The organism is Halomonas sp. ALS9 (assembly GCF_001651035.1).
Lineage (GTDB): Bacteria > Pseudomonadota > Gammaproteobacteria > Pseudomonadales > Halomonadaceae > Vreelandella.
The window spans coordinates 64,332-91,195 of sequence record NZ_LXRG01000011.1 but is presented as its reverse complement, the minus strand read 5'-3'; the positions used below and the strand labels follow the sequence as shown (position 1 = coordinate 91,195).

Annotated in this window: 29 protein-coding genes; 20 read left to right on the top strand and 9 right to left on the bottom strand. The window is 52.3% G+C overall.

Features of this window, described 5'->3' with window-relative positions:
• Positions 1–123 precede the first annotated feature (123 nt).
• From rpmH to mnmE, 4 genes are all read left to right on the top strand, one after another.
• Positions 124–258, top strand: coding sequence for a 50S ribosomal protein L34 (rpmH, locus tag A6R74_RS00495; RefSeq protein WP_008959105.1), 135 nt, complete (start codon positions 124–126; stop codon positions 256–258).
• Positions 259–271: 13 nt separating this feature from the next.
• Positions 272–664: a ribonuclease P protein component gene (rnpA, locus tag A6R74_RS00490; RefSeq protein ID WP_082906530.1), complete on the top strand. Its 393-nt coding sequence runs from the start codon at positions 272–274 to the stop codon at positions 662–664.
• Positions 665–785: 121 nt separating this feature from the next.
• Complete coding sequence (gene yidC / locus A6R74_RS00485; RefSeq protein WP_064232421.1) at positions 786–2,477, top strand: membrane protein insertase YidC; 1,692 nt, start codon at positions 786–788, stop codon at positions 2,475–2,477.
• A gap of 122 nt (positions 2,478–2,599) precedes the next feature.
• A complete protein-coding gene (mnmE, locus tag A6R74_RS00480) occupies positions 2,600–3,970 on the top strand; it encodes a tRNA uridine-5-carboxymethylaminomethyl(34) synthesis GTPase MnmE (RefSeq protein ID WP_064232420.1) in 1,371 nt (456 codons plus the stop codon).
• A 19-nt stretch (positions 3,971–3,989) separates the two neighbouring features.
• Here mnmE and A6R74_RS00475 read toward each other — a convergent pair whose 3' ends face one another.
• The 4 genes from A6R74_RS00475 to rdgB form a co-directional block, all read right to left on the bottom strand.
• Positions 3,990–4,835, bottom strand: coding sequence for a 23S rRNA (adenine(2030)-N(6))-methyltransferase RlmJ (locus A6R74_RS00475; protein ID WP_064232419.1), 846 nt, complete (start codon positions 4,833–4,835; stop codon positions 3,990–3,992).
• An 89-nt stretch (positions 4,836–4,924) separates the two neighbouring features.
• Positions 4,925–5,599, bottom strand: coding sequence for an OmpA family protein (locus A6R74_RS00470; RefSeq protein WP_064232418.1), 675 nt, complete (start codon positions 5,597–5,599; stop codon positions 4,925–4,927).
• Positions 5,600–5,636: 37 nt separating this feature from the next.
• Positions 5,637–6,845 carry a radical SAM family heme chaperone HemW gene (hemW, locus tag A6R74_RS00465; RefSeq protein ID WP_064232417.1) on the bottom strand — a complete coding sequence of 403 codons (1,209 nt, stop codon included), beginning with the start codon at positions 6,843–6,845 and terminating at the stop codon, positions 5,637–5,639.
• Positions 6,838–7,446: an RdgB/HAM1 family non-canonical purine NTP pyrophosphatase gene (gene rdgB / locus A6R74_RS00460; RefSeq protein ID WP_064232416.1), complete on the bottom strand. Its 609-nt coding sequence runs from the start codon at positions 7,444–7,446 to the stop codon at positions 6,838–6,840. The genes hemW and rdgB overlap by 8 nt, the downstream gene beginning before the upstream one ends.
• Positions 7,447–7,728: 282 nt before the next feature.
• Here rdgB and A6R74_RS00455 point away from each other — a divergent pair, with 282 nt between their 5' ends.
• The 6 genes from A6R74_RS00455 to A6R74_RS00430 all read left to right on the top strand — a co-directional run bounded on the left by A6R74_RS00455 (position 7,729) and on the right by A6R74_RS00430 (position 11,902).
• Positions 7,729–8,421 (top strand): response regulator transcription factor, encoded by a 693-nt coding sequence (locus A6R74_RS00455; protein WP_064232415.1) that lies wholly within the window; start codon positions 7,729–7,731, stop codon positions 8,419–8,421.
• Between the two features lie 24 nt (positions 8,422–8,445).
• Entirely contained in the window at positions 8,446–8,967 is a 522-nt protein-coding gene (locus A6R74_RS00450; protein ID WP_064232414.1) for a CsgE family curli-type amyloid fiber assembly protein, read from the top strand.
• On the top strand, positions 8,967–9,383 hold the full coding sequence (locus A6R74_RS00445) for a curli assembly protein CsgF (protein ID WP_064232413.1): 417 nt from the start codon (positions 8,967–8,969) through the stop codon (positions 9,381–9,383). The genes A6R74_RS00450 and A6R74_RS00445 overlap by 1 nt, the downstream gene beginning before the upstream one ends.
• A 60-nt stretch (positions 9,384–9,443) precedes the next feature.
• Entirely contained in the window at positions 9,444–10,274 is an 831-nt protein-coding gene (locus A6R74_RS00440) for a CsgG/HfaB family protein (RefSeq protein ID WP_064232412.1), read from the top strand.
• A 255-nt stretch (positions 10,275–10,529) separates the two neighbouring features.
• A complete protein-coding gene (locus tag A6R74_RS00435; RefSeq protein WP_082906529.1) occupies positions 10,530–11,081 on the top strand; it encodes a hypothetical protein in 552 nt (183 codons plus the stop codon).
• Between the two features lie 59 nt (positions 11,082–11,140).
• Complete coding sequence (locus A6R74_RS00430) at positions 11,141–11,902, top strand: hypothetical protein (RefSeq protein ID WP_064232411.1); 762 nt, start codon at positions 11,141–11,143, stop codon at positions 11,900–11,902.
• A gap of 66 nt (positions 11,903–11,968) precedes the next feature.
• On the opposite strand, the gene A6R74_RS00425 is transcribed toward A6R74_RS00430, so the two are convergent.
• From A6R74_RS00425 to A6R74_RS00405, 5 genes are all read right to left on the bottom strand, one after another.
• Entirely contained in the window at positions 11,969–12,331 is a 363-nt protein-coding gene (locus A6R74_RS00425; RefSeq protein ID WP_240488123.1) for a hypothetical protein, read from the bottom strand.
• Between the two features lie 76 nt (positions 12,332–12,407).
• Positions 12,408–13,688 carry a glutamate-1-semialdehyde 2,1-aminomutase gene (gene hemL / locus A6R74_RS00420; protein WP_035582399.1) on the bottom strand — a complete coding sequence of 427 codons (1,281 nt, stop codon included), beginning with the start codon at positions 13,686–13,688 and terminating at the stop codon, positions 12,408–12,410.
• A gap of 36 nt (positions 13,689–13,724) precedes the next feature.
• Positions 13,725–14,534, bottom strand: a complete 810-nt coding sequence (gene thiD / locus A6R74_RS00415) for a bifunctional hydroxymethylpyrimidine kinase/phosphomethylpyrimidine kinase (protein ID WP_064232410.1) — start codon at positions 14,532–14,534, stop codon at positions 13,725–13,727.
• On the bottom strand, positions 14,534–14,965 hold the full coding sequence (gene hemJ, locus A6R74_RS00410) for a protoporphyrinogen oxidase HemJ (RefSeq protein ID WP_064232409.1): 432 nt from the start codon (positions 14,963–14,965) through the stop codon (positions 14,534–14,536). The genes thiD and hemJ overlap by 1 nt, the downstream gene beginning before the upstream one ends.
• Positions 14,966–15,114: 149 nt before the next feature.
• Entirely contained in the window at positions 15,115–16,914 is a 1,800-nt protein-coding gene (locus tag A6R74_RS00405) for a chloride channel protein (RefSeq protein WP_064232408.1), read from the bottom strand.
• A gap of 163 nt (positions 16,915–17,077) precedes the next feature.
• Between A6R74_RS00405 and argC the strand changes: the two genes are divergently transcribed.
• The 10 genes from argC to A6R74_RS00355 all read left to right on the top strand — a co-directional run bounded on the left by argC (position 17,078) and on the right by A6R74_RS00355 (position 26,858).
• A complete protein-coding gene (gene argC, locus A6R74_RS00400; RefSeq protein WP_064232407.1) occupies positions 17,078–18,112 on the top strand; it encodes an N-acetyl-gamma-glutamyl-phosphate reductase in 1,035 nt (344 codons plus the stop codon).
• 343 nt (positions 18,113–18,455) lie between these two features.
• Positions 18,456–18,809: an iron-sulfur cluster insertion protein ErpA gene (erpA, locus tag A6R74_RS00395; RefSeq protein ID WP_007112206.1), complete on the top strand. Its 354-nt coding sequence runs from the start codon at positions 18,456–18,458 to the stop codon at positions 18,807–18,809.
• 160 nt (positions 18,810–18,969) lie between these two features.
• Positions 18,970–19,746: a transporter substrate-binding domain-containing protein gene (locus A6R74_RS00390; RefSeq protein WP_064232406.1), complete on the top strand. Its 777-nt coding sequence runs from the start codon at positions 18,970–18,972 to the stop codon at positions 19,744–19,746.
• 117 nt (positions 19,747–19,863) lie between these two features.
• A complete protein-coding gene (locus tag A6R74_RS00385) occupies positions 19,864–20,535 on the top strand; it encodes an amino acid ABC transporter permease (protein ID WP_064232405.1) in 672 nt (223 codons plus the stop codon).
• Between the two features lie 23 nt (positions 20,536–20,558).
• Complete coding sequence (locus A6R74_RS00380; RefSeq protein WP_064232404.1) at positions 20,559–21,317, top strand: amino acid ABC transporter ATP-binding protein; 759 nt, start codon at positions 20,559–20,561, stop codon at positions 21,315–21,317.
• Between the two features lie 594 nt (positions 21,318–21,911).
• The gene (gene mnmG, locus A6R74_RS00375) at positions 21,912–23,816 is read left to right on the top strand and encodes a tRNA uridine-5-carboxymethylaminomethyl(34) synthesis enzyme MnmG (RefSeq protein ID WP_064232403.1); all 1,905 of its coding nucleotides are present in this window, start codon (positions 21,912–21,914) and stop codon (positions 23,814–23,816) included.
• Positions 23,813–24,472, top strand: coding sequence for a 16S rRNA (guanine(527)-N(7))-methyltransferase RsmG (gene rsmG / locus A6R74_RS00370; protein WP_064232402.1), 660 nt, complete (start codon positions 23,813–23,815; stop codon positions 24,470–24,472). The genes mnmG and rsmG overlap by 4 nt, the downstream gene beginning before the upstream one ends.
• Before the next feature lie 48 nt (positions 24,473–24,520).
• Entirely contained in the window at positions 24,521–25,288 is a 768-nt protein-coding gene (locus A6R74_RS00365) for a ParA family protein (RefSeq protein WP_064232401.1), read from the top strand.
• 15 nt (positions 25,289–25,303) lie between these two features.
• On the top strand, positions 25,304–26,230 hold the full coding sequence (locus A6R74_RS00360) for a ParB/RepB/Spo0J family partition protein (protein WP_064232400.1): 927 nt from the start codon (positions 25,304–25,306) through the stop codon (positions 26,228–26,230).
• A gap of 232 nt (positions 26,231–26,462) precedes the next feature.
• Positions 26,463–26,858, top strand: coding sequence for an ATP synthase subunit I (locus A6R74_RS00355; RefSeq protein WP_064232399.1), 396 nt, complete (start codon positions 26,463–26,465; stop codon positions 26,856–26,858).
• Positions 26,859–26,864: the final 6 nt, after the last annotated feature.

Sequence of the window (26,864 nt, the reverse complement as noted above, 5' to 3'; positions counted from 1 at the left end):
GCACCCAGCAGAGGAAGTCTCTACAATTTCCGGTCTTGAATTGAATCTCCCCGGCTAGTTCCTCACTGGACCGGGCTTTTTGGAATTCACTTTCCGTCCTAAACCACGTGGGAATAACGAGTTATGAAACGCACTTTTCAACCTAGCGTTCTCAAGCGCAAGCGCGCGCATGGCTTCCGTGCTCGTATGGCAACCAAAAACGGTCGCGCCGTCCTCGCACGTCGCCGTGCCAAGGGCCGCAAGCGTCTGAGCGCCTGATCTCAGATTGCGTGTGCCGCAGCAAGGCTTTCCCCGGCAATTACGGTTACTAAATGCTGGGGATTTTAGTCACGTGTTTGAGCAAGCCGACCTGAAAGTACATGGCAAAGGTATGATGGCGTTAGTCCGCTTGAGTACTCGGGGACATCCCCGCCTTGGACTGGTGGTCAGCAAAAAGAATGTTAAACGCGCCGTAGATCGCAACCGTTTCAAGCGTCTGGTTAGAGAATCCGTTCGCCTTCGTCAAGATCACCTCCCCTCTGTGGATATAGTGGTGCTTGCACGACGTGGTGTTCAGGATATCGATAACGAAACCTTGCATCGCCAGTTACACGGCATGTGGAAGCGACTTCAGCGTGACGCACAGGCGATGATCGCAGTACCAACGCCTAAGCGTGACACGTGACCTTTGGTGCACCCCTCGCCGCTCGACCTCGGCCTGCCAACTGGCAGGCTTTCGTGTGTCAAGAGTCGAGTAAATAACACTGCGCCATTAGCATGTTCACCACCCAGCGGGCAGAACCCTCATGGACGTAAAACGACTTTTATTACTGATTCCACTAGCCGTACTGGCGTATTTGCTAGTCGTCCAGTGGAATCAGGATTACGGGCAGCCGAATTATGATTCAGTGCCTGAAACAACTCAACGCAGCAATGCGCCGCCTCCCAGCAATGTTGAAGATGGAGAAGGTGGCTTAGCGGTTCCCAGCACATCTACGCAGCAGCAAAGCGCGGTAGGTGAAGGTATCCCTGATACCGAAAGCGAGACATCAAGCCGCGATTTCATTGCCGTGACCACCGATGTCCTCGATGTGCGTATTGATCCACATGGTGGCGATATAGTTTATGCCGCGTTACCGCAGCACAAACTATCCCTTGATTCAGACCGTAACTATGTCCTGTTATCCGATAACAGCAGCCGTAGCTACGTGGCTCGATCAGGTCTCCAACTTGATGGACAAGCGAGCCGTATCGCGTTCACGCCTGAAAACTCTGAGTATCGTTTAGGTGATAACGATGACGAGCTAAGCGTTAATCTAACCGCCGACGTTAACGGCGTTGAGGTCATTAAACGGCTTACCTTTGAACGTGGCAGCTACGCGGTCAACGTCAATTACTACCTTGCCAATAATACCGATGCACCCGTTAGTGCGCGCTTTATTGGCCAGTTGGCCCGCGATAATAGCCCTGACCCGTCTAGCGGTGTCTCTATGGGTATGAACTCCTATTTGGGCGCCGCTTATTCAACGCCGGATGCACGCTACGAGAAGATCGACTTTGACGATATTCAAAGCCGTAACTTTGAAAACCGTGAAGCCCAGGGTGGCTGGATAGCGATTATTCAACACTACTTTGTGTCGGCGTGGGCGCCCCAGCAGGATCAACAGAATCTTTACTACGTCACCACAGACTCCAGTGACCGTAACGTCGTTGCCTTTGCGGGCCCTACCAGCACCGTTGCCGCCGATAGTGAAGCGACACTGGGCGCTACCCTTTATATGGGGCCAAAGGTTCAAGATTACCTAGAGCAGGTTGCTCCCAATCTGCGCTTAACCGTTGATTACGGCTGGCTATGGTTTATTGCTAACCCGCTGTTCTGGCTACTGGATCATATCCACGAAATCGTCGGCAACTGGGGTTGGTCGATTGTTCTGTTAACCGTACTGGTTAAGACGGTGCTTTTCCCGCTTTCCGCCAAAGCGTACAAGTCCATGGGTCGGATGCGTAAACTTGGTCCGGAAATGCAGCGCCTGAAAGAGATGTATGGCGACGACCGGCAAAAAATGTCGCAAGAGATGATGAAGTTCTACCAGAAGGAGAAAATTAATCCGCTGGGGGGCTGTCTTCCCATTGTGATCCAAATGCCCGTTTTCATCGCGCTCTACTGGATGTTGCTGGAGTCGGTTGAACTACGCCACGCTCCGTTTATCTTCTGGATTCAGGATTTGTCGGTGAAGGATCCGTACTTCATTCTGCCAATTCTGATGGGCATTTCGATGTTCGTTCAGCAGATGTTAAACCCGACTCCGCCAGACCCGATGCAGGCGAAGATTATGAAGATGTTACCTATCATCTTTACCTTCTTCTTCCTGTGGTTCCCGGCCGGTCTGGTTATCTACTGGGTGGTCAACAACATCATTTCGGTGGCGCAGCAATATTACATTACGCGCAAAATCGAAAATGACCCAAGTATCGGCAAGGGTATGAAAACAAAATAGCCCGCCGTTTTAATTAGTGCCTTCAGACCCCCGCCTCGAGCGGGGGTCTGGCGTTTTAAGGCCGAAAAATTCACACTAGGTCGATCAGTTTCGTTACCTGCCAATTTAAAAAGAGATTCACCATGGCCGAACGCCTCTATACACCTGACACCATTGCGGCGCTGGCGACCCCCCCTGGGCGCGGTGGCGTGGGTATTATCCGCGTTTCAGGCCCCGCCTGCCGCGAGATCGCTGAAGCCATGGTTGGACATTGCCCTACTCCACGATTCGCTCACTACGGCCCCTTCCAAGGCGCTGAGGGCAGCATCGATGAAGGTATCGCGCTGTTCTTTAATGGCCCTCACTCATTTACCGGTGAGGACGTCCTGGAATTCCAGGGGCACGGTGGCCCGATTATCATGGATATGCTGTTGGAGCGCTGTGTGGCCTTGGGTGCCCGCCTGGCGCGGCCGGGGGAGTTTTCTGAGCGGGCGTTTTTGAACGATAAGCTCGACCTGGCCCAGGCAGAAGCTATTGCAGATCTCATCGATGCCACTTCTCGTTCGGCGGCAGAAAACGCTGTGCGCTCGCTACAGGGCGAGTTCTCAAAGCGCATATCTGCCTTGGTCACTCGGCTTATAGAGCTACGCGTCTACGTGGAAGCGGCTATCGATTTCCCCGAAGAGGAGATCGACTTTCTAGCCGACGGCCATGTTGCCCAGCATTTAAGCAGCGTCCAGCAGGCGCTGAGTGACGTACGCCAAGCGGCAGGCCAAGGAGCACTGCTGCGCGAAGGGATGAGCGTCGTCATCGCCGGGCGACCCAATGCGGGTAAGTCGAGCCTGCTAAATGCGCTGACCGAACAAGATACCGCCATTGTAACGGATATCGCGGGGACGACCCGAGACGTACTCCGTGAGCACATCCATATCGACGGTATGCCGCTACATATCATCGACACCGCTGGATTGCGCGATACGCCCGATGCGGTGGAAAAGATTGGTGTCGCACGTGCCTGGGCCGAGATAGAGAAAGCCGACCGGGTGCTGCTACTGGTTGATGCCAGCACCACCGAATCGACTGACCCTATGGCCATCTGGCCAGAGTTCGTTGCTCGCTTGCCTGACCAGGCGCGTTTAACTCTGGTGCGTAATAAAATAGATACCAGTGCCGAACCGGCGGGTATTGATTTATCCACAACCACGCCTATCGTCAGGCTCTCGGCAAAAACCGGTACGGGTGTGGATAACTTAAAGGCTCATCTGAAGGATGTGATGGGCTTTGCCGCCACCACTGAGGGTCGCTTTTCCGCCCGCCGACGGCATCTGGACGCGCTAGATCGCGCCATGGCAGCCCTTGATACCGGCCGTGCACAGCTTGATGGCTATGGCGCAGGCGAACTGCTGGCGGAGGATTTGCGCGATGCCCAACAGGCCTTAGGCGAGATCACCGGCGAATTCAGCGCCGATGACTTACTCGGCGAAATTTTCGGCAGTTTTTGTATCGGCAAATAGAGCGACTTCCTTACAACGACTACTCACCCACCCACCAGTCCGCCTGATAGTGGCAGTTAGTTCCTAGCAGCGGGGTAATTTGCGACATCGCGGCTGACAGGCGTTTGTCCAATCCCCAAGGCGGATTAATTACCAGCATACCACTACCGAACATGCCGTGAGCCTGCTCTCCAGGTTCGCGCAGCAGCAGCTCGCTGCGCCATACTTTGCGTATTCCGCTCTCTTTGAGACTCGTCAATAGGGTGTGATGATGGCCTGCTGGCAGCAGCGGATACCAAATCAATACCACTCCATGGTGCGCTTTATCTAGCGCATAGGCCACTGTCTCGGCGACTTCCTGGTACTCGGTTTTACGCTCATAGCTGGGGTCAATCAGAACACATAGCCGTGGCGATTTGACCGGCAGCATGGCCGTTAATCCAGCTAGTCCATCGCCGAACACGCGCTGTGCGTGTGGCGATAACCCTTGGCCGCTGAGCTGCTCATGCTCGCCAGGATGTAGTTCAAACAATCGCAGATGATCCTGCTCACGCAACGAATGGCTCAGCCACCAAGGAGAGCCTGGATAGTGAGTCAGCGCCTCTGCCATGGGCTGAGCATTTGCTAGCGCGACTTGCCACGTGCTTAGTAGCTCATCGCTAAACCCTTCGCGGGCTTGCCACACTGGCCATATACCCTCGCGATACTCTTGCAAGCGCTGGGTCTCTTGGGCGTTGAGAGGATAGAGCCCTCGACCCGCGTGAGTATCGACATATGTAATAGCTGATTCTTTACGTAATAAATAATCAATCACCGCATAAAGCGTTAGATGTTTATGTACATCCGCGAAATTACCGGCATGGTAGGCATGTTGATAAGACAGCATGGAGGCTCATCGGCAAGTGAATGAAAAAAGCCCGCTATGTGAGCATAGCGGGCTTGGGGCGACAATAGCCAGATTAACTCACTAGCGGATTAACGTTGGCCATCGCCGGTGGGTGTTAGGGTAATTTCTACCCGACGGTTCTGAGCGCGACCCTGTTCGTTGTCATTACTGGCAATTGGCTGAGTCGCGCCATAACCCGAGGTGTTAAGACGCATGGAAGAAACACCGTTCTGGCTTAAGTAACTACCCACGGCTTGGGCGCGACGCTCAGACAGGCGCTGGTTGTAGCTCGCGTCACCGGTGCTATCGGTGTGGCCTGCAATATTGACGCGGGTGTCTTGGTACTGGGTGAGTACATTAGCGACTTCGTTAAGAGAGCTACGAGCTTCACTGGTAAGATCTGCAGAGTCAAAACCAAAGGTCACGCCACTAGGCATATTCAGCACGATATCATCGCCACGGCGATCAATTTCAATGCGCGAGCCTTGCAAGTTTTCACGCAGCTGCTGCTCTTGGCGATCCATGTAGACACCAATACCAGCGCCCGCCGCCGCACCGACGGCTGCGCCAATTAACGCCCGATCGCGGCGGCTGGTGCTGCCATCGCCAGAAAGGGCACCAGCAGCGGCGCCAACGGCGGCACCAATCCCTGTCCCCATCGCGGTGCTAGAGCGCTGCGTTTGGCCACCGTAAGGATCCGATGTGGCACAACCAGCCAGTAGAATAGCGGCCGCTAGCGGTGTCAGTAGTCGAGAAATACGCATTGCTCACTCCTTGTTTGTGTTCGGGACATCTTTTTATTCATCGCTGGTCTCTCACCAAAGCGCTATCGTCACAGATTGATGCCAGCAACTCATTCAAGAATAATAGACCTTGAGGTGATGCACGGAGTTTTTCAGGCATTTGCATCAAAAGTCCTTTTTTCTCGGCAGTTTGTAAACGCGTCAGTAACATAGCAGTGGGGAGCCCGGTATAAGCGCTCCATGTCTCAAGCGCCACGCCATCAGTAAGCCGTAGCGCATTCATGGCAAACTCCAAAGGTAACTCATCCGCTTTTATAAGCTGCTTACCGGCTATAAAACCACGCAAATCACCCGCTCGCTTTAAATAAGCGTCCGGCTGCCGGGTTTTCCAGCGCCGCTCGATGCGCCATTGCCCGTTTTCGTCAATATGGCTAAGCTTGCCGTGGGCACCAGCGCCAATTCCAAGGTAATCACCAAATTGCCAGTAGTTAAGGTTATGGCGACTCTGATGGTCAACCCTAGCGTAAGCAGAAATCTCGTAGCGTCTAAAACCCGCCTGCTCTAAGAGCTGATGTCCATTGTCTTGAATATCCCAAAGCGCTTCTTCCTCTGGCAACACCGGAGGCTGGGAGTGGAAAGCGGTATTAGGCTCAAGAGTCAACTGGTACCAAGAGAGATGTTCAGGCGTCAATGCCAGCGCTTGGGCAATATCATCCATCGCCAATTGAGGCGTTTGGTCGGGCAAACCGTGCATAAGATCAATATTAATGTTGGTAAAGCCCGCCCGTCTTGCCTGTGCGACCGCAGTGATCGCTTCGTCACCGCTATGAATTCGCCCCAATGCATGCAGTTGATGGGGCTGAAAACTTTGAATCCCCAGCGAGAGCCGGTTAATGCCGGCAGCACGGTAACCAATGAAACGCTCTTGCTCAGTGGTACCTGGATTCGCCTCTAAGGTAATTTCTATATCCGTCGCAAAGGGTAAACGGGCTTCAATCGCTTCCAGTAAGCGATCATAAAACGCGGGAGACAGCAGGCTAGGAGTGCCCCCACCGATAAAAATGGTCTGAATTTTTCGCCCGGCTGCTAAGGCAAGGTCTCCGTCCAGGTCTTGTAACAGAGCCTCAAGATAAGCGGCTTCAGGTAAGTCCCGGGGCGTGAAACCGTGCGTCCCTGGCTCATGAGAATTAAAATCACAGTACGGGCATTTACGGACACACCAAGGTGTGTGGATGTAGAGAGAGAGCGGCGGCAGCGTATCAGCCATGCGCCACCTTCAATAACTCCACCAAGCCTTGCAGCGCACGACCACGATGGCTAAGGCGATTTTTACTTTCGCTGGGTAGCTCAGCCACGCTCATACCCTGATCAGGTAACCAGAACAGCGGATCATAGCCAAATCCTCCCTCTCCTCTGGGATGAGCCAGAATCTCGCCTTCCCAACTGCGTTGCACAATGACCGGTACCGGATCTTTCGGGTGGCGCAAATAGACCAGCACACACCAGTAACGGCCACTACGTTGCCCCTCAGCACAGTCGCTTAGTGCGGCTAACAACGTCTGATTGTTTTTCTCATCGCTTTTGGGCTCACCACCATACCGAGCGGAATAGATACCGGGCGCCCCATTCAGCGCGTCCACTTCAAGTCCGGAATCGTCAGCTAATGCCGGTAATCCACTGACAAGACTCGCTTCACGCGCTTTCAATAGCGCATTTTCGACGAAGGTTAGCCCCGTCTCTTCAACATCAGTGACACCAAAATCTGCCTGAGGACGCACATCGAACCCTAAAGGCGAAAGTAATTGGTTGAATTCTCTTAGTTTTCCTGCATTGCCACTGGCAAGAACAAGGGTATTGACGGCGGCCATGATACGCACTCCAAACAGTAGAGCTTCAGTTTACGCGCTCACTGGTGGTATCAAAAGCCATCAAAATGTTACATAACGTATCTCGCGCTCTGATAATTAATTTATTGCTTAACAAACAATAAGCATTTGTTAAATATAGAAATAAAAAAATAAAAACAGAGAAATAAACGGCAGTGAAAATATTTTTACCAAATATTTAATAACAAAACTTTACGAAACGTATCTTATGGTCAACACTTCAATGGTCACCTGCTCACTCTTTCTTTCCACGAGGGCCACCCAATGTCGCAGGAAAAGTCTATCGGTACGGTGTATGTGGTTACCGAAAAAAGTCCCCAAGTACAGCTGTTTGCTGAGTACTTGAATAAGCACACCGGCTGCCAAATAAGTATCCATCCTCCCCATGCAGCGTTGCCTGTTTCCGCCTCAGGCAACTTGCTAATTCTCATTGACAGCGATCATATTGGCATTGATGCACTACCAGAGTGGCAAGATAAGTTACCCGATGCGCTAACTAAAACGCCCTTAGCCGCCTTCAACATTCACGATATGGATCACGCCCTTGAAGCGCTCTCGTGCGCTCAGTTAAAAGGCGTGTTTTATCGCAATGAAAGCCTTGAGGTGATTTGTAAAGGTATCCACTCGCTGCTCGAAGGAGAGCTATGGATGTCAAGAGATTTAATGGCGCGTTTAATCCTGTTTTATCGCAAATACCAAAGTAATGCTTTCCGTCCCGCCTGTGGACTAACAAACCGGGAGATGGAGATTATTTCTCTACTCAGCGCAGGCTCTTCTAATCAACAAATTGCCGAAAAGCTATTTGTTAGTGAGCACACCGTTAAGTCTCACCTTTACAATATTTTTCGCAAAATTAACGTTCACAACCGTATTCAGGCGCTTAATTGGATTCATCAGAACCTGGGGCCAATTCTGCCCAATATTGAAACCGCACGCAGCCTGCAACGCCACCGGTAACGTTAAAGCGCAAGGGTCGCTGTCATGTCATCAATTAACCGCTTAACCATCGGCTTTTTCATCGTGGCTGTATGGATCATATCGTCTTCAGCGTTGGCCAATGAGCCGGCCGACGCTGCAGATGCATTGCCTGCCAACGAACAAGAAGCAATTAACGCTATTAATCAGCTTTCTAGCCCTGATGGTCCTGAAATGCGCGGCAACGCTAACGGGGGAAGCGAGCTAACCGGCGTCATGGTTGATCGCACGATCACCATGGCCGGTAAAACTTTCTATCGCGCCTTTAGTCAGCGAGCAATGGATAACCTGATTATCGGCAATGCCACTATCACCATTAATGAGCGCCCTGATGCACGATGGGGAAGCCAAGTATGGGTGATGGAAGGAAACCGTATGTATTTCCGTACGCAGCTTTCCCCAAAGATCAATGAAGCAGATCGTGCCGCCGGGGAAGCCGTGCAAACCGTCGAAAGAGCCCTGATTGAACAACAACTATCCGCAGCGGTGTCTTCCGATAAAGACTTGGGGAAAGAGGAGTTATTCTAATGAAAAAAGCTATAAAAAAAGGCTTAGTCGTAATTGGGTTGGCCTGGGTGCTCTGCGCAACAGCTCAAGCTGGGGATTTAATTTACAAGCCCCTTAATCCTTCTTTCGGCGGCGATCCCTTTGTGGGTAGCTATTTACTAGGCAAAGCGCAGGCTCAAGATACAAATAAAGATCCTAATACACGTAGTTTTCAAAGTCTTTCTTCAACTGAACGCTTATTACAAAACTTGGAGAGCAGGCTTATTTCCCAGCTGATTTCAGACGTTAGTCGCGGTGAGGTTAGTGAGGGAAGTTTCGATAGTGATGAGTTCGGGGTCGTTGTTAGTGATAATAGTGGCCAGCTAGTCGTACGCGTTGTTGATAAGATAACCGGTGACGTTACAGAGATCAGCGTGGGTGGCCTATTTAACCCTTAAAAGTTAGTTAAAGAAGAAATTTAAAAAAGCAAACACAACCTGTTTTGTCAGGGGAACATCATGAAAATTATTATATCAATAATGCTAGCCAGTATACTCTCTGGCTGTGCAGGAATGGTCGCGACGTCTGAAAACTTAGAAGGTGCGCAACCAACGCTCACTCCAAGGGGCGCAACTTATCAAGACCTCGTCTCTTTACCGCCACCGGCTGGACGCATTTTTGTTTCAGTTTATGACTTCCGCGATCAAACTGGCCAATATCGCCCGGCGCCCGCCAGCACGTTCTCGACCGCTGTCACTCAAGGTGCCGCAGCAATGCTGACCGGTGCACTGGCAGATTCTGGCTGGTTTATACCCCTTGAGCGTGTGGGTTTACAAAACCTGCTTACCGAGAGACGCATTATCCGCGCTGAGTTCGAACGCTTCGGCCAGCCCGATACACTGCCGTCACTTCGTGCAGCCTCAGTGATGTTGGAAGGCGGCATAATCGCTTATGAATCCAACGTTCGCACAGGGGGAGCTGGCGCTGAATATTTCGGTATTGGCGCCTCAGGTCAGTACCAGGTTGATCAGGTAACCGTCAATTTACGTGCGGTTGAGATATCTACCGGGGAAGTATTAGCTAACGTAACCACTACAAAAACAATTTACTCTAAAGAGATGCGAGCAGGAGTCTATCGTTTCATCGACTTCCGTCGCTTACTAGAGGCTGAAGTAGGACTTACCACGAATGAACCGGTTCAGTTAGCGGTCATGTCAGCGATTGAATCTTCTGTAATTCACCTCATTGCAAGAGGTATTGAAAACCAACTGTGGAATCTGGCACCAGATGCAAACATTCAAGATACTATTTTAAGCGAATACCTTAACGCCTCGATACCAATGCTTTAAATTTACTTTTATAAAAAAATTAAAAGTATTAGCAACATTAATTAAAGCTGCTCAATGAGCAGCTTTTTTATTCATAATAAATAATAGTATTAAAAATATAGTTAATAAGAAATCAAAAAAATAATCAGCTATGAAGCATTAATCATTAAATATATAAACTAATTATTAAGAAAAAATACGATAGAAAATATTTCTAATTAGTCCAAACTCAACCAATGAAACAAAAAGATACAATTAGTTTCAAAGGGACAAGAGATGCAAACTTCATCCGGCTACAAAATTACAAAGTGTAAAGAAAATAAAAACTGGCACTATTCTATTGTGGCAGTCGTTTTTATGATGATAGCAACAACGACAGCCGAAGCTAACGGTTCCTTTTCAACAAATTTAGAAGAAGGTTCACGAGTTGCTCAATATGCAGCACAAGTCGATAACTCGGTATTACAGGGAAACGTTAGTATTATTCAACAACAAGGTTATAACAATCAAGCTAATGTAACCCAATCACGTTCTTCACGTTATCAATTCGCTAATTTTTCGCATATCAATCAACGTGGCAATAATAATCAAGCAAATATTACACAGAGCAATGGAAACAATGTTGGCGTAATTTGGCAGGTAGGTAATGATAACGCTGCCAATATTTCACAACAGGGTAACAATTCTTCTTTTAGAGCTGATATCCACCAATTAGGTATTAGCGGAGATATATCAATTTCACAATCGGGCAGTGGCCAACGCAGCATTAGCGTCGAACAACAAAACTACTCGGGCAATGCACGACCGGTCGCTATCGATACCTACTGAGTCGCATCCAGCTTCTCAGTTAATACCAAAGCAAGTAGATCCAAAAAAGGGGAAACACCATGAAAACTCAAATCACTACTATCGCTGCCGCCATCGCTCTTGCTCTTAGCTTCTCAGCTCAAGCTCGCGACTACCAAGATTCTACTATCAACAACAGTGCTAACGCAGGATCGAATCCAACTTTTAATAGCCAAGAAAACATTCGCTCAGGGATGAACGGATTTAATCGAGCCGATATGCGTACTTCATTAATTACTCAGCAAGGTAATAATAATAATGCTGAAACTGATCAGTATGGAGATGCACAATATTCTCGTGTAACTCAAAAAGGAAATGACAATACTTCCTATGTATTCCAAAGCGGCAATGAGCATGAGTCTATCGTTAAGCAAATAGGCGATGCCAACAAATCGAAGGTAATACAGCAAGGTGGGGAGCGTAATGATTCTTATGTTCACCAAAATGGACATGGCAACGAGTCTACCGTTGCTCAGTTTTGGAACACTAGCCTGAGCGATTCTATCGTTGAGCAGTTCGGCGATAATAACTCATCCGACGTCTATCAGGCATATAACACCGATGAAACTTGGAGCTTTGTTCATCAAAATGGCAATAATAATGAAGCAAAAGTCATTCAGATTGCAGCGGATCTAAGTGCTTCCTACATTTACCAAGGTGGCGATGGACATATGGCAGATGTATTTCAAAGTGGCCGTAACAACGTATCAACTATCCGTCAAAACCATACTTACGGTGCAGCAGCAGCAGCCACTCATTCTCAAGTGGGGAACAACAACTCCGCTATTTCCACACAGTGGTAAGCACCTCTTAATATAAGTAACCGCCCTACGGGGCGGTTTTTTTATCGCTTAAATGGAAGCTAGACATTAACGAATCATCAGCGTCAATGTACCTCCCGCCCCCTGAGTCGATGAACGCGACCGGTTACTGCCTTTTTGAATATCCACCTCTAGCCGTTCATCATCACTTAACAGTTTTACCGTGCCTTCCAGCTCTGTACCGGTAAAAGTGTACTCAGCAGGTACTGTCCCGCTCTCTTCAACGTGCTCGGTGGTTTCACCTTCGTGGGTAATCCGCCAGTGGGCGGAAAACTCGGCGCCCGGCGAACCGCTCATAGTGATGTGGATCTGGGTCATATCCTGCTCCTGAGGCGACTGTGCAGCCAGCGGGAAGCAGGTTAGCAGCCCCGCTGCGCAGATCATGTATCGCCAAGCCGTTGATCGTGTCATGAGTGTAGCTCTCTAACATAAGAGCCGCTCAAGGTGAGCGGCTCTTGTAGTATAGCGGGCTTTTAGTTACTTGCAGTTACATAACGGCAAAGGCTTTTTCTGCAGCATCCAGGGTGAACTGAATATCTTCCGGGGTATGGGCGCTGGACATAAAGCCTGCCTCGTAGGCGGAAGGCGCCAAGTAAACGCCGTGATCAAGCATCGCGCCAAAAAAGCGCCGGAAGGCGTCAGGGTTGCAGGCGGTGGCTTGGGCAAAGTTATCCACACGGCTTTGCGAAGTGAAGAAGAGCCCAAACATACCGCCCGCCGACTGCGTCATCATTGGTACCCGTGCCGCATTGGCTCGCTCCTGAAGACCCGTACACAGGGTGTTAACCCGCTGAGTGAGCGCATCGTGAAAGCCTGGAACCTGTAGTTTGGTCAATAGCGCAACGCCTGCCGCCATCGCCAAGGGATTACCCGACAACGTGCCCGCTTGGTAAACTGGCCCAAGCGGTGAAATATTTTGCATTATCTCGCGCTTGCCGCCGAAGGCGCCTACTGGCATACCACCACCGACAATTTTTCCCAGGCAGGTTAGATCAGGAACTATGCCGTAGTGAGCCTGGGCACCGCCTAACGCCACACGAAAACCGGTCATCACTTCATCAAAAATCAGCACGCTGCCGTGTTCGTTACATACCCGACGCAGGGTTTCCAAAAAGCCTGGCTGCGGCGGAATACAGTTCATATTGCCTGCAACAGGCTCAACGATGATGCAGGCAATTTGATCGCCAATTTCGCTAAAGCACGCCTCAACCCCTTCGGGATCGTTAAACGACAGGGTTATGGTGTGTTCCGCCAGCGAAGCGGGTACCCCCGGGGAGCTGGGTTCGCCATGGGTGAGTGCACCCGAGCCTGCTTTTACCAGCAGCGAATCGGAGTGGCCGTGGTAGTTACCTTCAAACTTAACGATTTTATCCCGGCCGGTGGTGCCTCGAGCCAGGCGAATCGCCGACATGGTGGCTTCGGTGCCGGAACTGGTCATGCGCACCATATCCATGGAAGGGATCATCTCGCAGATCAAATCCGCCATGGTGGTTTCGACGGCGGTAGGGGTACCAAAGGATAGGCCGTTATCCAATCGCGCCCGAACGGCTGCCAGTACGTCCTGATCGGCATGCCCAGTGATCATGGGCCCCCAGGAACCGACATAATCCACATAGCGATTGCCTTCCACGTCAAACAGAAAGGCACCTTGTGCGCGTTCCATAAAGACCGGCGGACGGTGTAAGCCTTTAAACGCTCGGACAGGTGAGTTGACCCCGCCCGGTATATGGCGACTGGCAAGATCAAACAGTTCAGCTGATGTAGTCATGGCATCCTCTCGGTCAATGGCGTACAGAAGATAGGATTAAAAACGGACAGGCCGTGATAAACGCTGCGGCAAACACTGCCCACTGGGCGGTTGAAAGCCTTGAGATAGACTTTGCCAAGTAAAGTGCTGCCCCTGCTCACAAGCAGTTGGTAAGCGCTCACCCACAGCAAGGCGAGCTGCAATGGCAGATGCCAGTGTGCAGCCAGAGCCATGGAACAGTTCGGGCAAACGTGGCCACTGCCACTGACGCGTGGTATCCGGCGAGTGCAAGGTATGCACTACCTGCTGATCGTTGCCGGGCAGCGGCTCATCCGTCGCCGTTACCAGAATGGCTTGGCACCCCTGTGACATCAGTACCACCGCGCGAGCGGTATCATCGAAAGGCGTGATGATATCAGGGGTGAGTTGTGCCAGCTCAGCGCGATTGGGAGTTAAGATATCCACAAGCGGCAGCAGGCGATCAATAAACAGTTGTCGCAAAGCAGGTGTGGATAACTCAGTTCCGCCACCGGCCTTAAAAACCGGATCCGCTACCACGGGAATGCCAGGGAAACGGCGAATAATTTGCTCCGCGGCGCGCAGGGTCTCTTCGTCAGCGAGTAAACCAACCTTAATTGCTGCTACCTGCATTTCACTAATCGCCTCGGCCATTTGGCGCATCGCAGTAGGATCAGCAGGGATCACGCGCGTCACATTATGGCAATTTTGTACTGTCAGCGCGGTGGGAATCGTGACTGCCCAGCCGCCGCAGGCAGCAATAGATTCGCTGTCAGCGATTAACCCTGCGCCACCCGTCGGGTCGTGTCCAGCGAGTACCAATACAACGGGAGGAAGCGGTTGGCGCATCAAAAGGGCTTCACAACGGCGAGCAGTATAATCACCACCAGCGCAATCACTGGCGCTTCGTTAAACCAGCGGAAAAACACGTGACCTTTGGTACAACGATCCTGGGCAAACTGCTTCAAATAGATCAAACAGACGTGATGATAGGCGATTAGCAACACCACTAGCGCCAACTTGGCGTGCATCCAGCCCTGGCTAAACCATTCGGGCACCAGGTAAAGCATCCAACCACCGAAAATCAGTACCGCGATCATCGATGGCGTCATGATGCCACGGTAGAGTTTGCGTTCCATGGTTTTGAAATAGCTAATAGCTTGTTTATCGCCGTTATCCCGCGCGGTAGCGTGATAGACATAAAGCCTTGGTAAATAGAACAGCGCAGCGAACCACGTCACTACTGCCATTAAGTGAATAGCCTTCACCCATAGGTACATTGTTGCTCCTTAAAGCGATGAATCCTTCTCGCGTGCGTCTCGGTCTGGAAAAGCTAGTTTTTGAAAATCTAAGTCTTAAAAATCTAGGTCAGGAAAATCTAGGTCTTGAGCATAATCGTTTTTAAATCAGACACTCGAAAATTATACCCCTACGTATCAGTGCCACGGGAATCGGCACCGCGTGGATCAGTGTAGTGATAATAACGCTCGATGGCGCCACGGGTGATGATACCTGAAATACGCCGCTGCTTTGGACGATAACCGTGAACAACGTAGAGCGCTCCTAAGGCATCATCCTGAAGTTTTAGAAACGCTTCGGAAAGCGTCGCCTGTAAGCCAATCGGCGCCAACTCCAAACGCTGCCCTGGAATTTCCAGTAGGTCAATCAGCTCATCCACAGGCGGTTCTTGCCCCGCTAGCGCCTCATCGTGTTCAAGCAGCCAGCGCGCCAACTCAGCAGCTTTGAGCGCCAGCACCGGTTTTTGTTCGCTCGAACGCTCAATCACCAGCCATACAGGGTTAGTTTCGAGTAGCTGCCGGGCCTTTTCAGGGGTGATCATTCGCTCGGTGCGCACCAACTGGCGCTCCATCACCGCTGGCACCGAAACCCGCGAGAGTGCCTGCATTAACGGCTGCTGAAGCGGGTGCAGTCCGTAGCGCACCGTGCTGATAAAAAACCCTTCACAGCCAGTCAATTGACGCGAGGTTAAGCACGCCACCACCACCGCCAACATGCCAGGCAGCATGATACTCGGCGTGTGGGTTAACTCCAAAAGCGCCATGAGCGCGGCCAGGGGCGCTTGCAGCACCGCCCCCATCATCGCGGCCATGCCTAGCATCGCGTAAATACCTGGGTCAGCGGCTTTCGCTGGCCACAGCCACCCCCCCAGCAAACCAAACAGCGCGCCCGTGGCAGCCCCCACTACCAGCACCGGGCCAATAATACCGATGGGGACACCCCCAGCAACGGTTAGTGCGGTAATCAGCAATTTGGCGATCATCAGCGCCAGCAGCACCTTAATTTCCAACTGATTATTGAGTGCCGCCGCCACGCTGTCATAGCCGATGCCTTGAATCTGGGGGAACCACCAGGCCACCACGCCCGTTGCCACCCCCACTAATGCAAGTCGAAGCCAAAGCGGCCACTGGATAATCCGCTGACTGCGTGAAATATGGATAAACAGACCAGCGAGTAAGCCAATTACCAGCCCCGTGATCACAATCCAGGGTAAGTTAACAAGCGAGCCAAGCGCTATCTCAGGAATGCGGAAGGCGGGTTCATTACCGTAGGCTAACTGCGCCACCAGCGCCCCCATTGTCGAGGCCAAGATGACCGGCATAAAGCTCATCAAGGTGTACTCCATCATCACCACTTCCATGGCGAAGATCACCCCCGCAATCGGCGTATTAAAGGAGGCGGAAATACCCGCTGCGGTACCGCACGCCACGAGCACTCTCAGGCTATTATTGGGTAACCGCATCTGCTGGCCGAGACCGCTAGACGCTGCTGCTCCCAAGTGAATCGCCGGACCTTCACGACCCGCGGAGAGACCACCTAGCACTACGAGAACCCCCACCCACCACTGATTTAGCCAGTTACGTAATGGAAAACGGCCTTGATGGTAGGTCAGCCGCTCAATGACATGACCAACCCCCAGCTTGCGCGCTGCCGGTTTTTGCTTATATAGCAGCACACCCACTAATGTAACCGCTAGCATGGGTAGCAGCGCGCGCAGCCAGGGCGCCATGCTCTCAAACGCCTCGGGGTCGCCATCGGTCATATAGAGTGCAGCGCCCGCTTCCAGTAGCAGCCGAAACGCCACCATCACAGCACCGGTAATAATCCCCGAGATAAGCCCCAGCAAACAGAGTTGCGGCAAGGCGTCGACGTTAGCCAACTGGCGACGAAAACTCTCTAAGGTAAAGTCCGATCGGGAAAAACGCGCCACAGCGACCTTCCTGGTTATCAGTTCTTGTGTTTCCACTCCCTTGTGTATCATAGACTGCTAAGCTTCGACAGCGCGCAGCAATCCGCTTAGGCTGTAATAACTGAGTCTGTAATAATTGAAGCTAATATGAAAACCGTTCTGCGTAACCCGCAAGGAGTGATTTGTGATTAAGGTCGGCATTGTTGGCGGTACCGGTTACACCGGCGTTGAATTACTGCGGCTACTCGCCCAGCACCCCCACGTCAACGTCGCCATGATTACCTCGCGCTCGGAAACGGGCGTCAAAGTGTGCGATATGTACCCCAACCTACGCGGCCATTACGACACCCTGGCGTTTAGCGAGCCGGATGCCAAACAGCTGGGCGCCATGGATGCGGTATTTTTCGCCACCCCCCACGGCGTTGCCCACGCCCTGGCGGGGGAGCTACTCGAAAACGGCACTCGGGTGATTGACCTGTCGGCCGACTTCCGGCTGCGTGATGCCGACGAGTGGAGCCGCTGGTACGACCAGGCCCACGGCGCCCCGGAACTATTGCAAGAGGCGGTTTACGGGCTGCCGGAAATGCACCGCGAAAAAATCAAAACCGCACGCTTGATTGCTGTTCCCGGCTGCTACCCCACCGCCGTTCAGCTCGGTTATTTGCCGCTATTGGAAGCAGGCTTAATCGACACAAGCCAACTGATCGCCGACTGTAAATCCGGCGTTACTGGGGCTGGGCGCGGCGCTAAAGTGGGTTCACTGCTCGCCGAAGCCAGCGAGTCGATGAAAGCCTACGGCGCAGGCGGCCACCGCCATCTACCGGAAATTAGCCAAGGACTCAGGGACATCCAGCAATCTAAGGTGGGTTTAACCTTTGTGCCCCACTTAACGCCGATGATTCGCGGTATCCACGCCACGCTCTACGGCCAGCTAACCGCTGAACCCGGCGATCTGCAGGCACTGTTTGAGCAGCGCTATGCCGACGAGCCGTTTGTCGATGTAATGCCTGCGGGAAGCCATCCTGAAACGCGCAGTGTCAAAGGCATCAATACCTGCCGTTTAGCGGTTCACCGGCCTAACAATGGCAACACAGTCGTGGTGCTGTCGGTGATCGATAACCTGGTCAAAGGCGCCTCGGGCCAGGCGATTCAGAACCTCAACTTGATGTTTGGCTTTGAAGAGAACACTGGCCTCACCGCCCCTGCATTAATGCCCTAAACACCTCACCAAAACCAGCATCCAGAGTGTACCTCAAAGGGGTTCTTGACCAAGGCAGTTAACGTGATGCGAGGGCAGGTTGAAGCGAAGGTCTTTTTCCAGGGCCGGAATAATGTTCCCGACAATTCCGGCATTTCCGCCATCCATGGCGGTCAGATGTCGAAAGTAGCGCCCATGGACGGGTTCACAGCGCCCTCGCGGAAACCTGCCCTCGCCAGCTAAGAGCTGCAAGCTAAGATTCACCAAACTAATTCCCAGCAATAGTTGACCAATTTGCTGGGAATTACCCATAATCACCCCCCAATGCCGATTTATTCGTTCTTAAAGCTCGCGGGAGGTACCCATGAGCGGTGCAGAAGCCTTTGTTCCTACCCCATTACTGCTCTCTGATAGCGCACGTAAACGTATTAATGCGCTGATTGCAGAAGAAAATAATCCATCCCTTAAACTACGGGTCTACGTGACCGGTGGCGGCTGTTCGGGTTTTCAGTACGGTTTCGACTTTGCCGAAAACGTCGCCGACGATGACACTGTGATTGAGTTTGGCAACGCTGCCTTAGTGGTTGACCCGCTCTCTTACCAATATTTGGTAGGCTCCACCGTCGACTACGAAGAGGGTCTGGCGGGCGCGCGTTTTCGCGTGCAAAACCCCAACGCCACTACCACCTGCGGCTGCGGCGCCTCCTTTATGGTCTAAACAGCGTTGGCTCACAGCGCTCCCCGTGACTTGACGCCCTGGCGGTTTCTCGCCAAGGTTAATAGGTCAACAACGGCTTAAATAGCGGTTTATAAAGAGTATCAAACGGTGAAACCCGCTTGGTAACCCGCCAACAGCCAAACAAAGCACGGGGAAACTTATGAAAGTAGCACTACCTCTCAGCCTTACCAAAACCACACTGGCTCTCGCACTGGGATTGGGCAGCGCCACTGCCGCCATGGCCCAAACGCCATCGGTGAACGTGGCCACTGACCCAAGCTTTGTGCCGTTTGAAATGATGGATCAAGAAACCGGCGAAATGGTCGGCTTCGATATGGATATCATCAACGAAGTTGCCGAACGCGCAGGCTTTGAAGTCAACCTTACGACCATGGAGTTCTCCGGCATCATTCCTGCCGTGCAAACCGGTAGCCAAGAGATCGCTATAGCCGGTACGACCATTACCGAAGAACGTGCACAAGTCGTCGATTTCTCCGACCCCTACTACGATTCAGGTCTGCGCATTATTGTGCGCGCCGATAATGACAGCGTCGAAACACTCGAAGACCTTCAAGACCTCGCCGTCGGGACCAAAATTGGTTCCACAAGCTACGACTACCTGCAGCAAGAACTCGGCGAAGATGCGGACATTACTCCCTTCCCAGGTACTGCTGACATGTACATGGCGCTGCTAGGCCGCAACGTCGACGCAGTGCTCTACGACGCTCCTAACGTCTCCTACTTCTCGCAGACCCGTGGCGAAGGCCGTACCAAGGTCGTCGGCCCTCTATATGAAGGCCAACAGTACGGCATCGTGTTCCACAAGGGCAGTGAGTGGGTAGAACCCACCAACGAAGCACTGGCTGCTATGCGTGAAGATGGCACTTACGATGAGATCTACACCAAGTGGTTTGGTGAAGCGCCCAGCGAAGAATGAGTGTAAACACTCAATAATAGCGTAACGCCGTTACAGGGCCGGGTGGCCACAACCCCCGGCCCTGCTGCGTTTCTTATCTGCTTTTAGTCAGCTGTTTTCTGTTTCAGGAGTCTACGCGTGGACGTCAATTTTCAGTTTGATTGGTCGGCAGCGTTTGGGTCTATCCCTTACCTCTTGCCGGGTATTCCCTGGACGTTACTTATCTCATTTGGCGGTTTGGCCATTGGTTTCTTTATTGGCATATTCTTTGGCCTGTTACGCATTAGCCGCCTGCGCTGGCTACGCTGGCCGGCCATCGTTTACGTCGAGGTATTCCGTGGCACGCCTATCCTGGTGCAAGTGCTGTTTATCTTTTACGGTTTGCCACAGCTGCTAGGTAGCCCTATTAACGCTCTGGTCGCCGGTATTGCCGCCATTGCGGTCAACTCCGGTGCCTACATCTCAGAAATCGTCCGCGGCGGCGTACAGTCAATTGAACGCGGCCAAGGCGAAGCTTCGCTCTCCCTGGGGCTCTCCCGCTCCCAGGCGTTTCGCTACGTTATCTGGCCCCAGGCGTTTCGGCGCATGATTCCACCTCTCGGTAACCAGGGCATTATCAGCATCAAAGACACCTCACTGTTCTCAGTGATTGGCGTCGGTGAGCTGGTACGCCAGGGGCAAATCTATATCGCCACCACCTTTACGGCCCTTGAGGTCTACTTCATGGTCGCCCTGATGTATCTGGCGATCACCTGGACGCTCTCCATCATCCTGCGCCAACTTGAGCGCAGAGGTCTGGCCGGACAATAAGGACACGCGCAATGAGCAATACGATGAACAGCACAACGCACCCCATTGTGCGTATGCAGAAGCTCAATAAACACTTTGGCAGCCTGCACGTACTCAACGATATTGATCTTACCATTGTGCCTGGTGAGGTAGTCGTGATTATCGGTGCCAGTGGCTCAGGCAAATCGACGCTAATTCGCTGTATTAACGGCTTGGAAGAGTTCCAGTCCGGCAGTCTAGTGGTCGATAGCAACGAGCTACTGCCTCATGGCAAGAGCACCAAAGCGCTGCAAACCATTCGCACCGAAGTCGGCATGGTTTTTCAGCAGTTCAATCTCTTTCCCCACCTCAGCGTCATCGATAACGTCACCCTGGCGCCAATGAAAGTACGTGGTTTAAGCCGTGACGATGCGGTCAGCAATGCCAAACGCTTGCTTGATCGAGTGGGTATCGCCGACCAGGCCGATAAGTACCCCAGCCAGCTCTCAGGCGGCCAGCAGCAACGTGTGGCGCTAGCCCGCGCTTTGGCGATGGAACCGCGCCTGATGCTGTTTGACGAGCCCACATCGGCGCTTGACCCGGAAATGATCGGTGAAGTGCTGGATGCTATGCGCGAGCTGGCCAAAGAGGGCATGACCATGGTGATTGTCACCCATGAAATGGGCTTTGCCCGCGAGGTCGCCGACCGGGTTATTTTTATCCATAAAGGCGAGATTACTGAAGAGGGCCACCCTGAGAAACTGTTCGATTCTCCGCAACACGAACGCACCCAATCCTTCCTTGCGCGCGTGCTTAAACATTAAATTGAACACCCTTTAAGGCTTTAAATTGACCGCTTATCCGCGCTGAATTGCGCTTTTTACCGGCCTGTCGACACGACAGGCCATTTTTTTGCCTGTGGATAACCTTTTTTTACATTGATCGGTTTTATGCTCGTAAGGCCTATCATGGGAGTCTCTTAGCAGTAGCTCCACACCCAACAGAGGTTGTTCACAGGTGCGGTAACAACCCAGGTACTGGACGGTGGATAAGCCGTGTCTGGTTGTGTCTGTGGATAAAGCGCAATTTCATCCACAGGCTTAACACCCTTTCTGCCCAGGCACTCCCGCTTTCAAACATGTAGAAGTCAACAGTATAAACAACTGAAATTATTGAATATAAGTCGCTTATACACAGAAATTGTCCACACTAGTAGTTACAACATTTACAGAACTTCTCTTATTTTATATTTATGTTGTTATTAATAGAGGCTGTTTAGAAATTGTGGGTGTGGAAAAACCTGACGGTTACCCACAGGGGGTTTATACTTGCCGCCTCATTGATCTAAGGTGACCGCGTCTTAAACCGACTGCGCTGGTCACATCATCCGTGCCGATGAGCACAAGACGAGGTGTCTCTTGAATTACCCCGACCGCTTTGACGTGATTGTCATCGGCGGTGGCCATGCGGGAACTGAAGCCGCATTGGCCTCTGCTCGCATGGGCTGTCAGACCCTGCTGCTCACCCACAACATCGAAACCCTGGGCCAAATGTCGTGTAATCCCGCGATTGGTGGCATTGGCAAAAGCCATTTGGTCAAGGAAATTGATGCGTTGGGCGGCGCCATGGGGCTTGCCACGGATTTAGGTGGCATCCAGTTTCGTGTGCTCAATGCCAGCAAAGGGCCTGCGGTTCGGGCCACCCGTGCCCAGGCTGACCGTATCCGCTATAAATCCGCTATCCGCGGAATGCTGGAAAACCAGCCCAACTTGACGATTTTTCAACAGGCCGCTGGCGATCTGATTGTGGATAACGACACCGTACGCGGAGTCGTCACGGAAACCGGCATTCGTTTTCATGCCGAAAGCGTCGTGCTGTGTACTGGCACGTTTTTGGGTGGCGTGATTCATATTGGTCTGGATCAAAGCAAAGGTGGTCGCGCCGGTGATCCGCCTTCCAATGCGCTGGCCGAACGACTACGCGCACTGCCGTTTCGCGTTGATCGTCTGAAAACCGGCACACCACCGCGGATTGATGCTAAAACGGTGGATTTTTCTCAGCTGGAAGAGCAAGCCGGCGATAGCCCGACGCCAGTGATGTCCTACTTGGGATCACGGGAAATGCACCCGCAGCAGGTAAGCTGCCACATTGCTCACACTAATCAGCAGACTCACGACCTGATTCTGGCGAACCTCGACCGCTCGCCGATGTACTCTGGCGTGATCGAAGGGATTGGGCCGCGCTATTGCCCGTCAATCGAAGATAAGGTTCATCGCTTTGCCGATAAATCCAGCCATCAGGTGTTTATCGAACCCGAAGGTTTAGATACCCACGAACTGTATCCCAACGGTATTTCGACCTCGCTACCGTTTGACGTGCAAATTCAGGTGGTGCGCTCCATCAAAGGCTTGGAAAACGCCCATATCACCCGGCCTGGCTATGCCATTGAGTACGACTTTTTTGATCCACGAGACTTAAAACACTCGCTGGAAACTAAATTTATCCACAACCTGTTCTTTGCGGGTCAAATCAACGGCACCACCGGCTACGAAGAGGCCGGTGCCCAAGGATTGCTGGCAGGCTTAAATGCCGCTCGCCGTGCGCAAGAGATGGACGCCTGGTATCCCCGTCGCGATGAAGCCTATCTCGGTGTACTGGTCGACGACCTGATTACCATGGGTACCAAAGAGCCTTACCGCATGTTTACTTCCCGTGCGGAGTACCGCTTGCTACTACGGGAAGACAATGCTGATCTGCGTTTGACTGAAACCGGCCGTAAGCTGGGTCTGGTTAACGACACCCGCTGGGCTGCGTTTAGTCAAAAACGCGAAGCCATTGAGCAGGAAACCGCACGGCTAAGTACTCTTTGGGTTCAACCCGGCAGCCCTGCTGCTGAAAAAGTAGCGGAAAAAACCGGCGCTCCACTGTCGCGGGAATATTGCTTGAGTGATCTGCTTAAACGCCCTGAACTGACCTACAGCGATTTAGCCAATCTGCCCGATATTGAAGGCACTCTCGTGACCGACCCTGCCGTCGCCGAGCAAGTGCAGATCCAAGCTAAATATCAAGGCTATATCGATCGCCAGCAACATGAGATCGATAAGCTCAAACGCCACGAAGCCACACCGCTGCCTGCAGAGTTGGACTATTTAAAAGTGGAAGGCTTGTCTAACGAGATTCGCCAAAAGCTGGCCGAAGCGCGGCCGGAAACCCTTGCCCATGCGGCACGTATTTCCGGCGTCACTCCGGCGGCTATCTCTATTTTGTTGGTGCACCTGAAAAAGCGCCGCTTGGTAGCAGCGGCAGAGGTCGTTAACGGATGAGTTCGCTGAACCCCCTGTTGAAAACGCTGCCTGCAAGCGTTGCACCACGGCTAGATCAAGGGCTTAGCCAGTTAGGCATCGCCGTTGACGAACATCAACGCGAACAGCTGCTAGGCTTATTGGCACTGTTGCACAAGTGGAACCGGGCTTATAACCTCACAGCGGTGCGCGATGTGGATGACATGGTGTCACGCCACGTGCTGGATAGCGCCGCTGTGTTGCCCTATGTGCAGGGGCCGCGGCTACTGGATGTAGGCGCGGGGCCTGGGCTTCCTGGCATCGTATTAGCGATACTAGCCCCCCAGCTTGATGTGACACTGCTGGATAGTAATGGCAAAAAGGTGCGCTTTCAGCGCCAGGCGGTCATGGAGCTAGGGCTTGAAAACGTCACCCCAGTACAGGCGAGGGTGGAACAGTTTGAGGCCCCCGCTTTCGATCAGGTGATTTCCCGGGCGTTTGCCAGCTTGGTTGATTTTGTCACCTTGACCCGCCAGCTACCCAGTGCCGACGGCCAGTGGTTAGCCATGAAAGGCCCGGGGGCAGATGATGAACTGCGCGATCTTCCATCCGCCGTGTGTCTGCATGAGCGTCACCTGCTGGAAGTCCCTTTTGAAGCGGCTCAGCGACAGCTGCTGATCTTAAATATCGAAAGCTGAATGTTGAAAGCTAAATGTTGATTCTGACCCCCAGAAGGAGTTGAGTACGTGAGCCAGATCATTGCCCTGACCAACCAAAAAGGCGGCGTGGGCAAGACCACCTCGGCCGTTAACCTGGCGGCCAGTCTCGCTGCGCTTGACCGTCGCGTACTGCTGGTGGATCTTGACCCCCAAGGCCATGCCAGCATGGGCAGTGGCATCGACAAATATGAGCTAGATAAAAGCGTGCTTGATGTTCTATTGGGCGAAGCAACAGCCGCTGAGACAATTGTTAAAAAACTGGCAGTCAAGTATGACGTTCTGCCGGGTAACGGCGATCTCACCGCCGCCGAAGTCGAGCTTTTAGGTCGCGATAAAAGCGAGAGCTGCCTAACCACCGCGCTTGCAACGGTTTCAGACAACTACGACGTAGTATTGATCGACTGCCCACCCTCTTTGAATATGTTGACCGTCAATGCGCTAACAGCTTCCGATAGCGTGCTGATCCCTCTTCAGTGTGAATTTTACGCGCTTGAGGGGTTATCGGCACTGCTCGATACGGTTGAACAAATTAAGCAAAATGTGAACCCTGATCTGGCGATTGCCGGTATTCTGCGCACCATGTACGACAAGCGCACCAGCCTAACCCGGGAAGTGGATAAGCAGTTGCGTGACTATTTTGGCGATATGCTGTTGAAAACCACCATTCCGCGCAACGTAAAAGTTGCTGAAGCGCCGAGCCACGGGTTACCCGTTACGCAATATGCTCGGTTTTCCCGGGGTAGTCAGGCCTATCGTGTATTGGCCAAAGAGATAATTCGTCGCCTGGCGCTATAAAATGAGGAAAAGCGAATGACGCGTAAACCCGCGCTGGGACGTGGCCTGGATGCCCTGATTGGTGCCGGTGCCCGTCGCCGTGACAGCTTAGAACTTGCCGGTAGTGGCGCCCCTTTGGAGCTTAATGACGCTGCGCGTGCCGCTGCCGACGAAGTGACGGAAGATCGCCTTGAACGCCTGCCGTTAGGGCAATTAACTCGCGGTAAGTATCAGCCGCGCCGGGATATTCAGCCCGAAGCGCTAGAAGAACTGGCGGATTCCATTCGTGCCCAGGGCGTGATGCAGCCCATTGTCGTGCGTCCCATCGGCGTCGACCGCTACGAAATTATTGCCGGTGAACGTCGCTGGCGGGCAGCCCAACTTGCCGAGCTTGACGTTATCCCTGCAGTGATCCGTGAAGTTAGCGATGAAGTCGCCTTGGCACTGGCGCTAATCGAAAATATTCAGCGCGAAAACCTCAACGCCATCGAAGAAGCCATGGCGCTCAAACGGCTGGGCGAAGAGTTTGAGCTTACCCAGCAGCAGATAGCTGACGCGGTAGGTAAATCGCGTACCCAGGTCGCTAATCTGTTGCGCCTGCTGGCGCTAGATCCTGAAGTACAAACCCTGCTTGAACGGGGTGACCTGGATATGGGCCACGCCCGGGCGTTGCTGACGCTGAACAGCAGTCAACAGCGCCAAGTCGCTCATGAAGTCGTCAATAATGATATGACCGTTCGCGCCACTGAAGCACTGGTAAAAAAAGTCCAAACCAGCCAAACGCCAATCAAAACGCCTAGCCGGCAGAGCAAGCAGCCCGATGTCGCTAAGCTTGAAACCCATCTCGGCGAACTGCTCGGTGCGCCTGTCTCCATTGACCATGGTCAAAAAGGCAAAGGTAAATTAACGATACGTTATACCAGCCTTGAAGAGTTGGACGGTATCTTAAACCATATTAAATAGCAGGCTATTCAATATCGCGTAAGAAGCAGTCATGTTTTCCCTCTTTGGTCGCAATTAGGCCCTTTAACGGGCAAAATCGGTGCGAGTTCGGTTGAAGGTGTGATAGCGCTTCCCTATAATCGCGCAAGATTTGTGCAGGTTGCCTGGTTTGTAGAGATATTAGCTTGTCGAAGTATTAGCTTTTCGAGTAATGGGTTTTCATCAGTGAGGCTGGGTATTTTTCCCAAGAGATATGCAGCGATACGAAACCCAGCGGCGAAAAACCTATATCATTCGACTGACGGCCGCACAGCTGATAATTACGCTGGTAGGGATGTTTGCAGCCTACCTAGCCGCAGACGTTGAAGGCATGTCATCGGTTTTTAAAGGAGCGTTGGTAGCCTTATTGCCGCACGCCTTTTTTATTCAGCGAATGGGGTTTTTTCACGCTAAGCGCCGAACACGAGGAGCTATGCACTTATTTCGTGCCGAAGCAGGCAAGTTTGGTTTGACGGTGGCACTGTTCGTTGCAGTGTTTGTAGCAGCGCCCCCCTCAAACCCCGCTTTATTTTTTTATGCTTACGTCGCGGTTGTTCTAACGCATTGGCTCACGCCTTGGCTTATGCCTAGAGATCGCACAACTAATTGAGGTGAC

What these genes read in the sequence shown, in the direction of transcription:
- A6R74_RS00445 (WP_064232413.1), top strand. Translation starts at nt 8,967, where the DNA reads ATGAAAAAAGCTATAAAAAAAGGCTTAGTCGTAATTGGGTTGGCCTGG.
- rpmH (WP_008959105.1), top strand. Translation starts at nt 124, where the DNA reads ATGAAACGCACTTTTCAACCTAGCGTTCTCAAGCGCAAGCGCGCGCAT.
- A6R74_RS00450 (WP_064232414.1), top strand. Translation starts at nt 8,446, where the DNA reads ATGTCATCAATTAACCGCTTAACCATCGGCTTTTTCATCGTGGCTGTA.
- A6R74_RS00470 (WP_064232418.1), bottom strand. Translation starts at nt 5,599, where the DNA reads ATGCGTATTTCTCGACTACTGACACCGCTAGCGGCCGCTATTCTACTG.
- A6R74_RS00430 (WP_064232411.1), top strand. Translation starts at nt 11,141, where the DNA reads ATGAAAACTCAAATCACTACTATCGCTGCCGCCATCGCTCTTGCTCTT.
- A6R74_RS00360 (WP_064232400.1), top strand. Translation starts at nt 25,304, where the DNA reads ATGACGCGTAAACCCGCGCTGGGACGTGGCCTGGATGCCCTGATTGGT.
- A6R74_RS00440 (WP_064232412.1), top strand. Translation starts at nt 9,444, where the DNA reads ATGAAAATTATTATATCAATAATGCTAGCCAGTATACTCTCTGGCTGT.
- A6R74_RS00390 (WP_064232406.1), top strand. Translation starts at nt 18,970, where the DNA reads ATGAAAGTAGCACTACCTCTCAGCCTTACCAAAACCACACTGGCTCTC.
- hemW (WP_064232417.1), bottom strand. Translation starts at nt 6,845, where the DNA reads ATGGCTGATACGCTGCCGCCGCTCTCTCTCTACATCCACACACCTTGG.
- A6R74_RS00435 (WP_082906529.1), top strand. Translation starts at nt 10,530, where the DNA reads ATGCAAACTTCATCCGGCTACAAAATTACAAAGTGTAAAGAAAATAAA.
- A6R74_RS00425 (WP_240488123.1), bottom strand. Translation starts at nt 12,331, where the DNA reads ATGACACGATCAACGGCTTGGCGATACATGATCTGCGCAGCGGGGCTG.
- rdgB (WP_064232416.1), bottom strand. Translation starts at nt 7,446, where the DNA reads ATGGCCGCCGTCAATACCCTTGTTCTTGCCAGTGGCAATGCAGGAAAA.
- A6R74_RS00380 (WP_064232404.1), top strand. Translation starts at nt 20,559, where the DNA reads ATGAACAGCACAACGCACCCCATTGTGCGTATGCAGAAGCTCAATAAA.
- A6R74_RS00355 (WP_064232399.1), top strand. Translation starts at nt 26,463, where the DNA reads ATGCAGCGATACGAAACCCAGCGGCGAAAAACCTATATCATTCGACTG.
- yidC (WP_064232421.1), top strand. Translation starts at nt 786, where the DNA reads ATGGACGTAAAACGACTTTTATTACTGATTCCACTAGCCGTACTGGCG.
- hemJ (WP_064232409.1), bottom strand. Translation starts at nt 14,965, where the DNA reads ATGTACCTATGGGTGAAGGCTATTCACTTAATGGCAGTAGTGACGTGG.
- thiD (WP_064232410.1), bottom strand. Translation starts at nt 14,534, where the DNA reads ATGCGCCAACCGCTTCCTCCCGTTGTATTGGTACTCGCTGGACACGAC.
- erpA (WP_007112206.1), top strand. Translation starts at nt 18,456, where the DNA reads ATGAGCGGTGCAGAAGCCTTTGTTCCTACCCCATTACTGCTCTCTGAT.
- A6R74_RS00455 (WP_064232415.1), top strand. Translation starts at nt 7,729, where the DNA reads ATGTCGCAGGAAAAGTCTATCGGTACGGTGTATGTGGTTACCGAAAAA.
- A6R74_RS00475 (WP_064232419.1), bottom strand. Translation starts at nt 4,835, where the DNA reads ATGCTGTCTTATCAACATGCCTACCATGCCGGTAATTTCGCGGATGTA.
- rsmG (WP_064232402.1), top strand. Translation starts at nt 23,813, where the DNA reads ATGAGTTCGCTGAACCCCCTGTTGAAAACGCTGCCTGCAAGCGTTGCA.
- hemL (WP_035582399.1), bottom strand. Translation starts at nt 13,688, where the DNA reads ATGACTACATCAGCTGAACTGTTTGATCTTGCCAGTCGCCATATACCG.
- mnmE (WP_064232420.1), top strand. Translation starts at nt 2,600, where the DNA reads ATGGCCGAACGCCTCTATACACCTGACACCATTGCGGCGCTGGCGACC.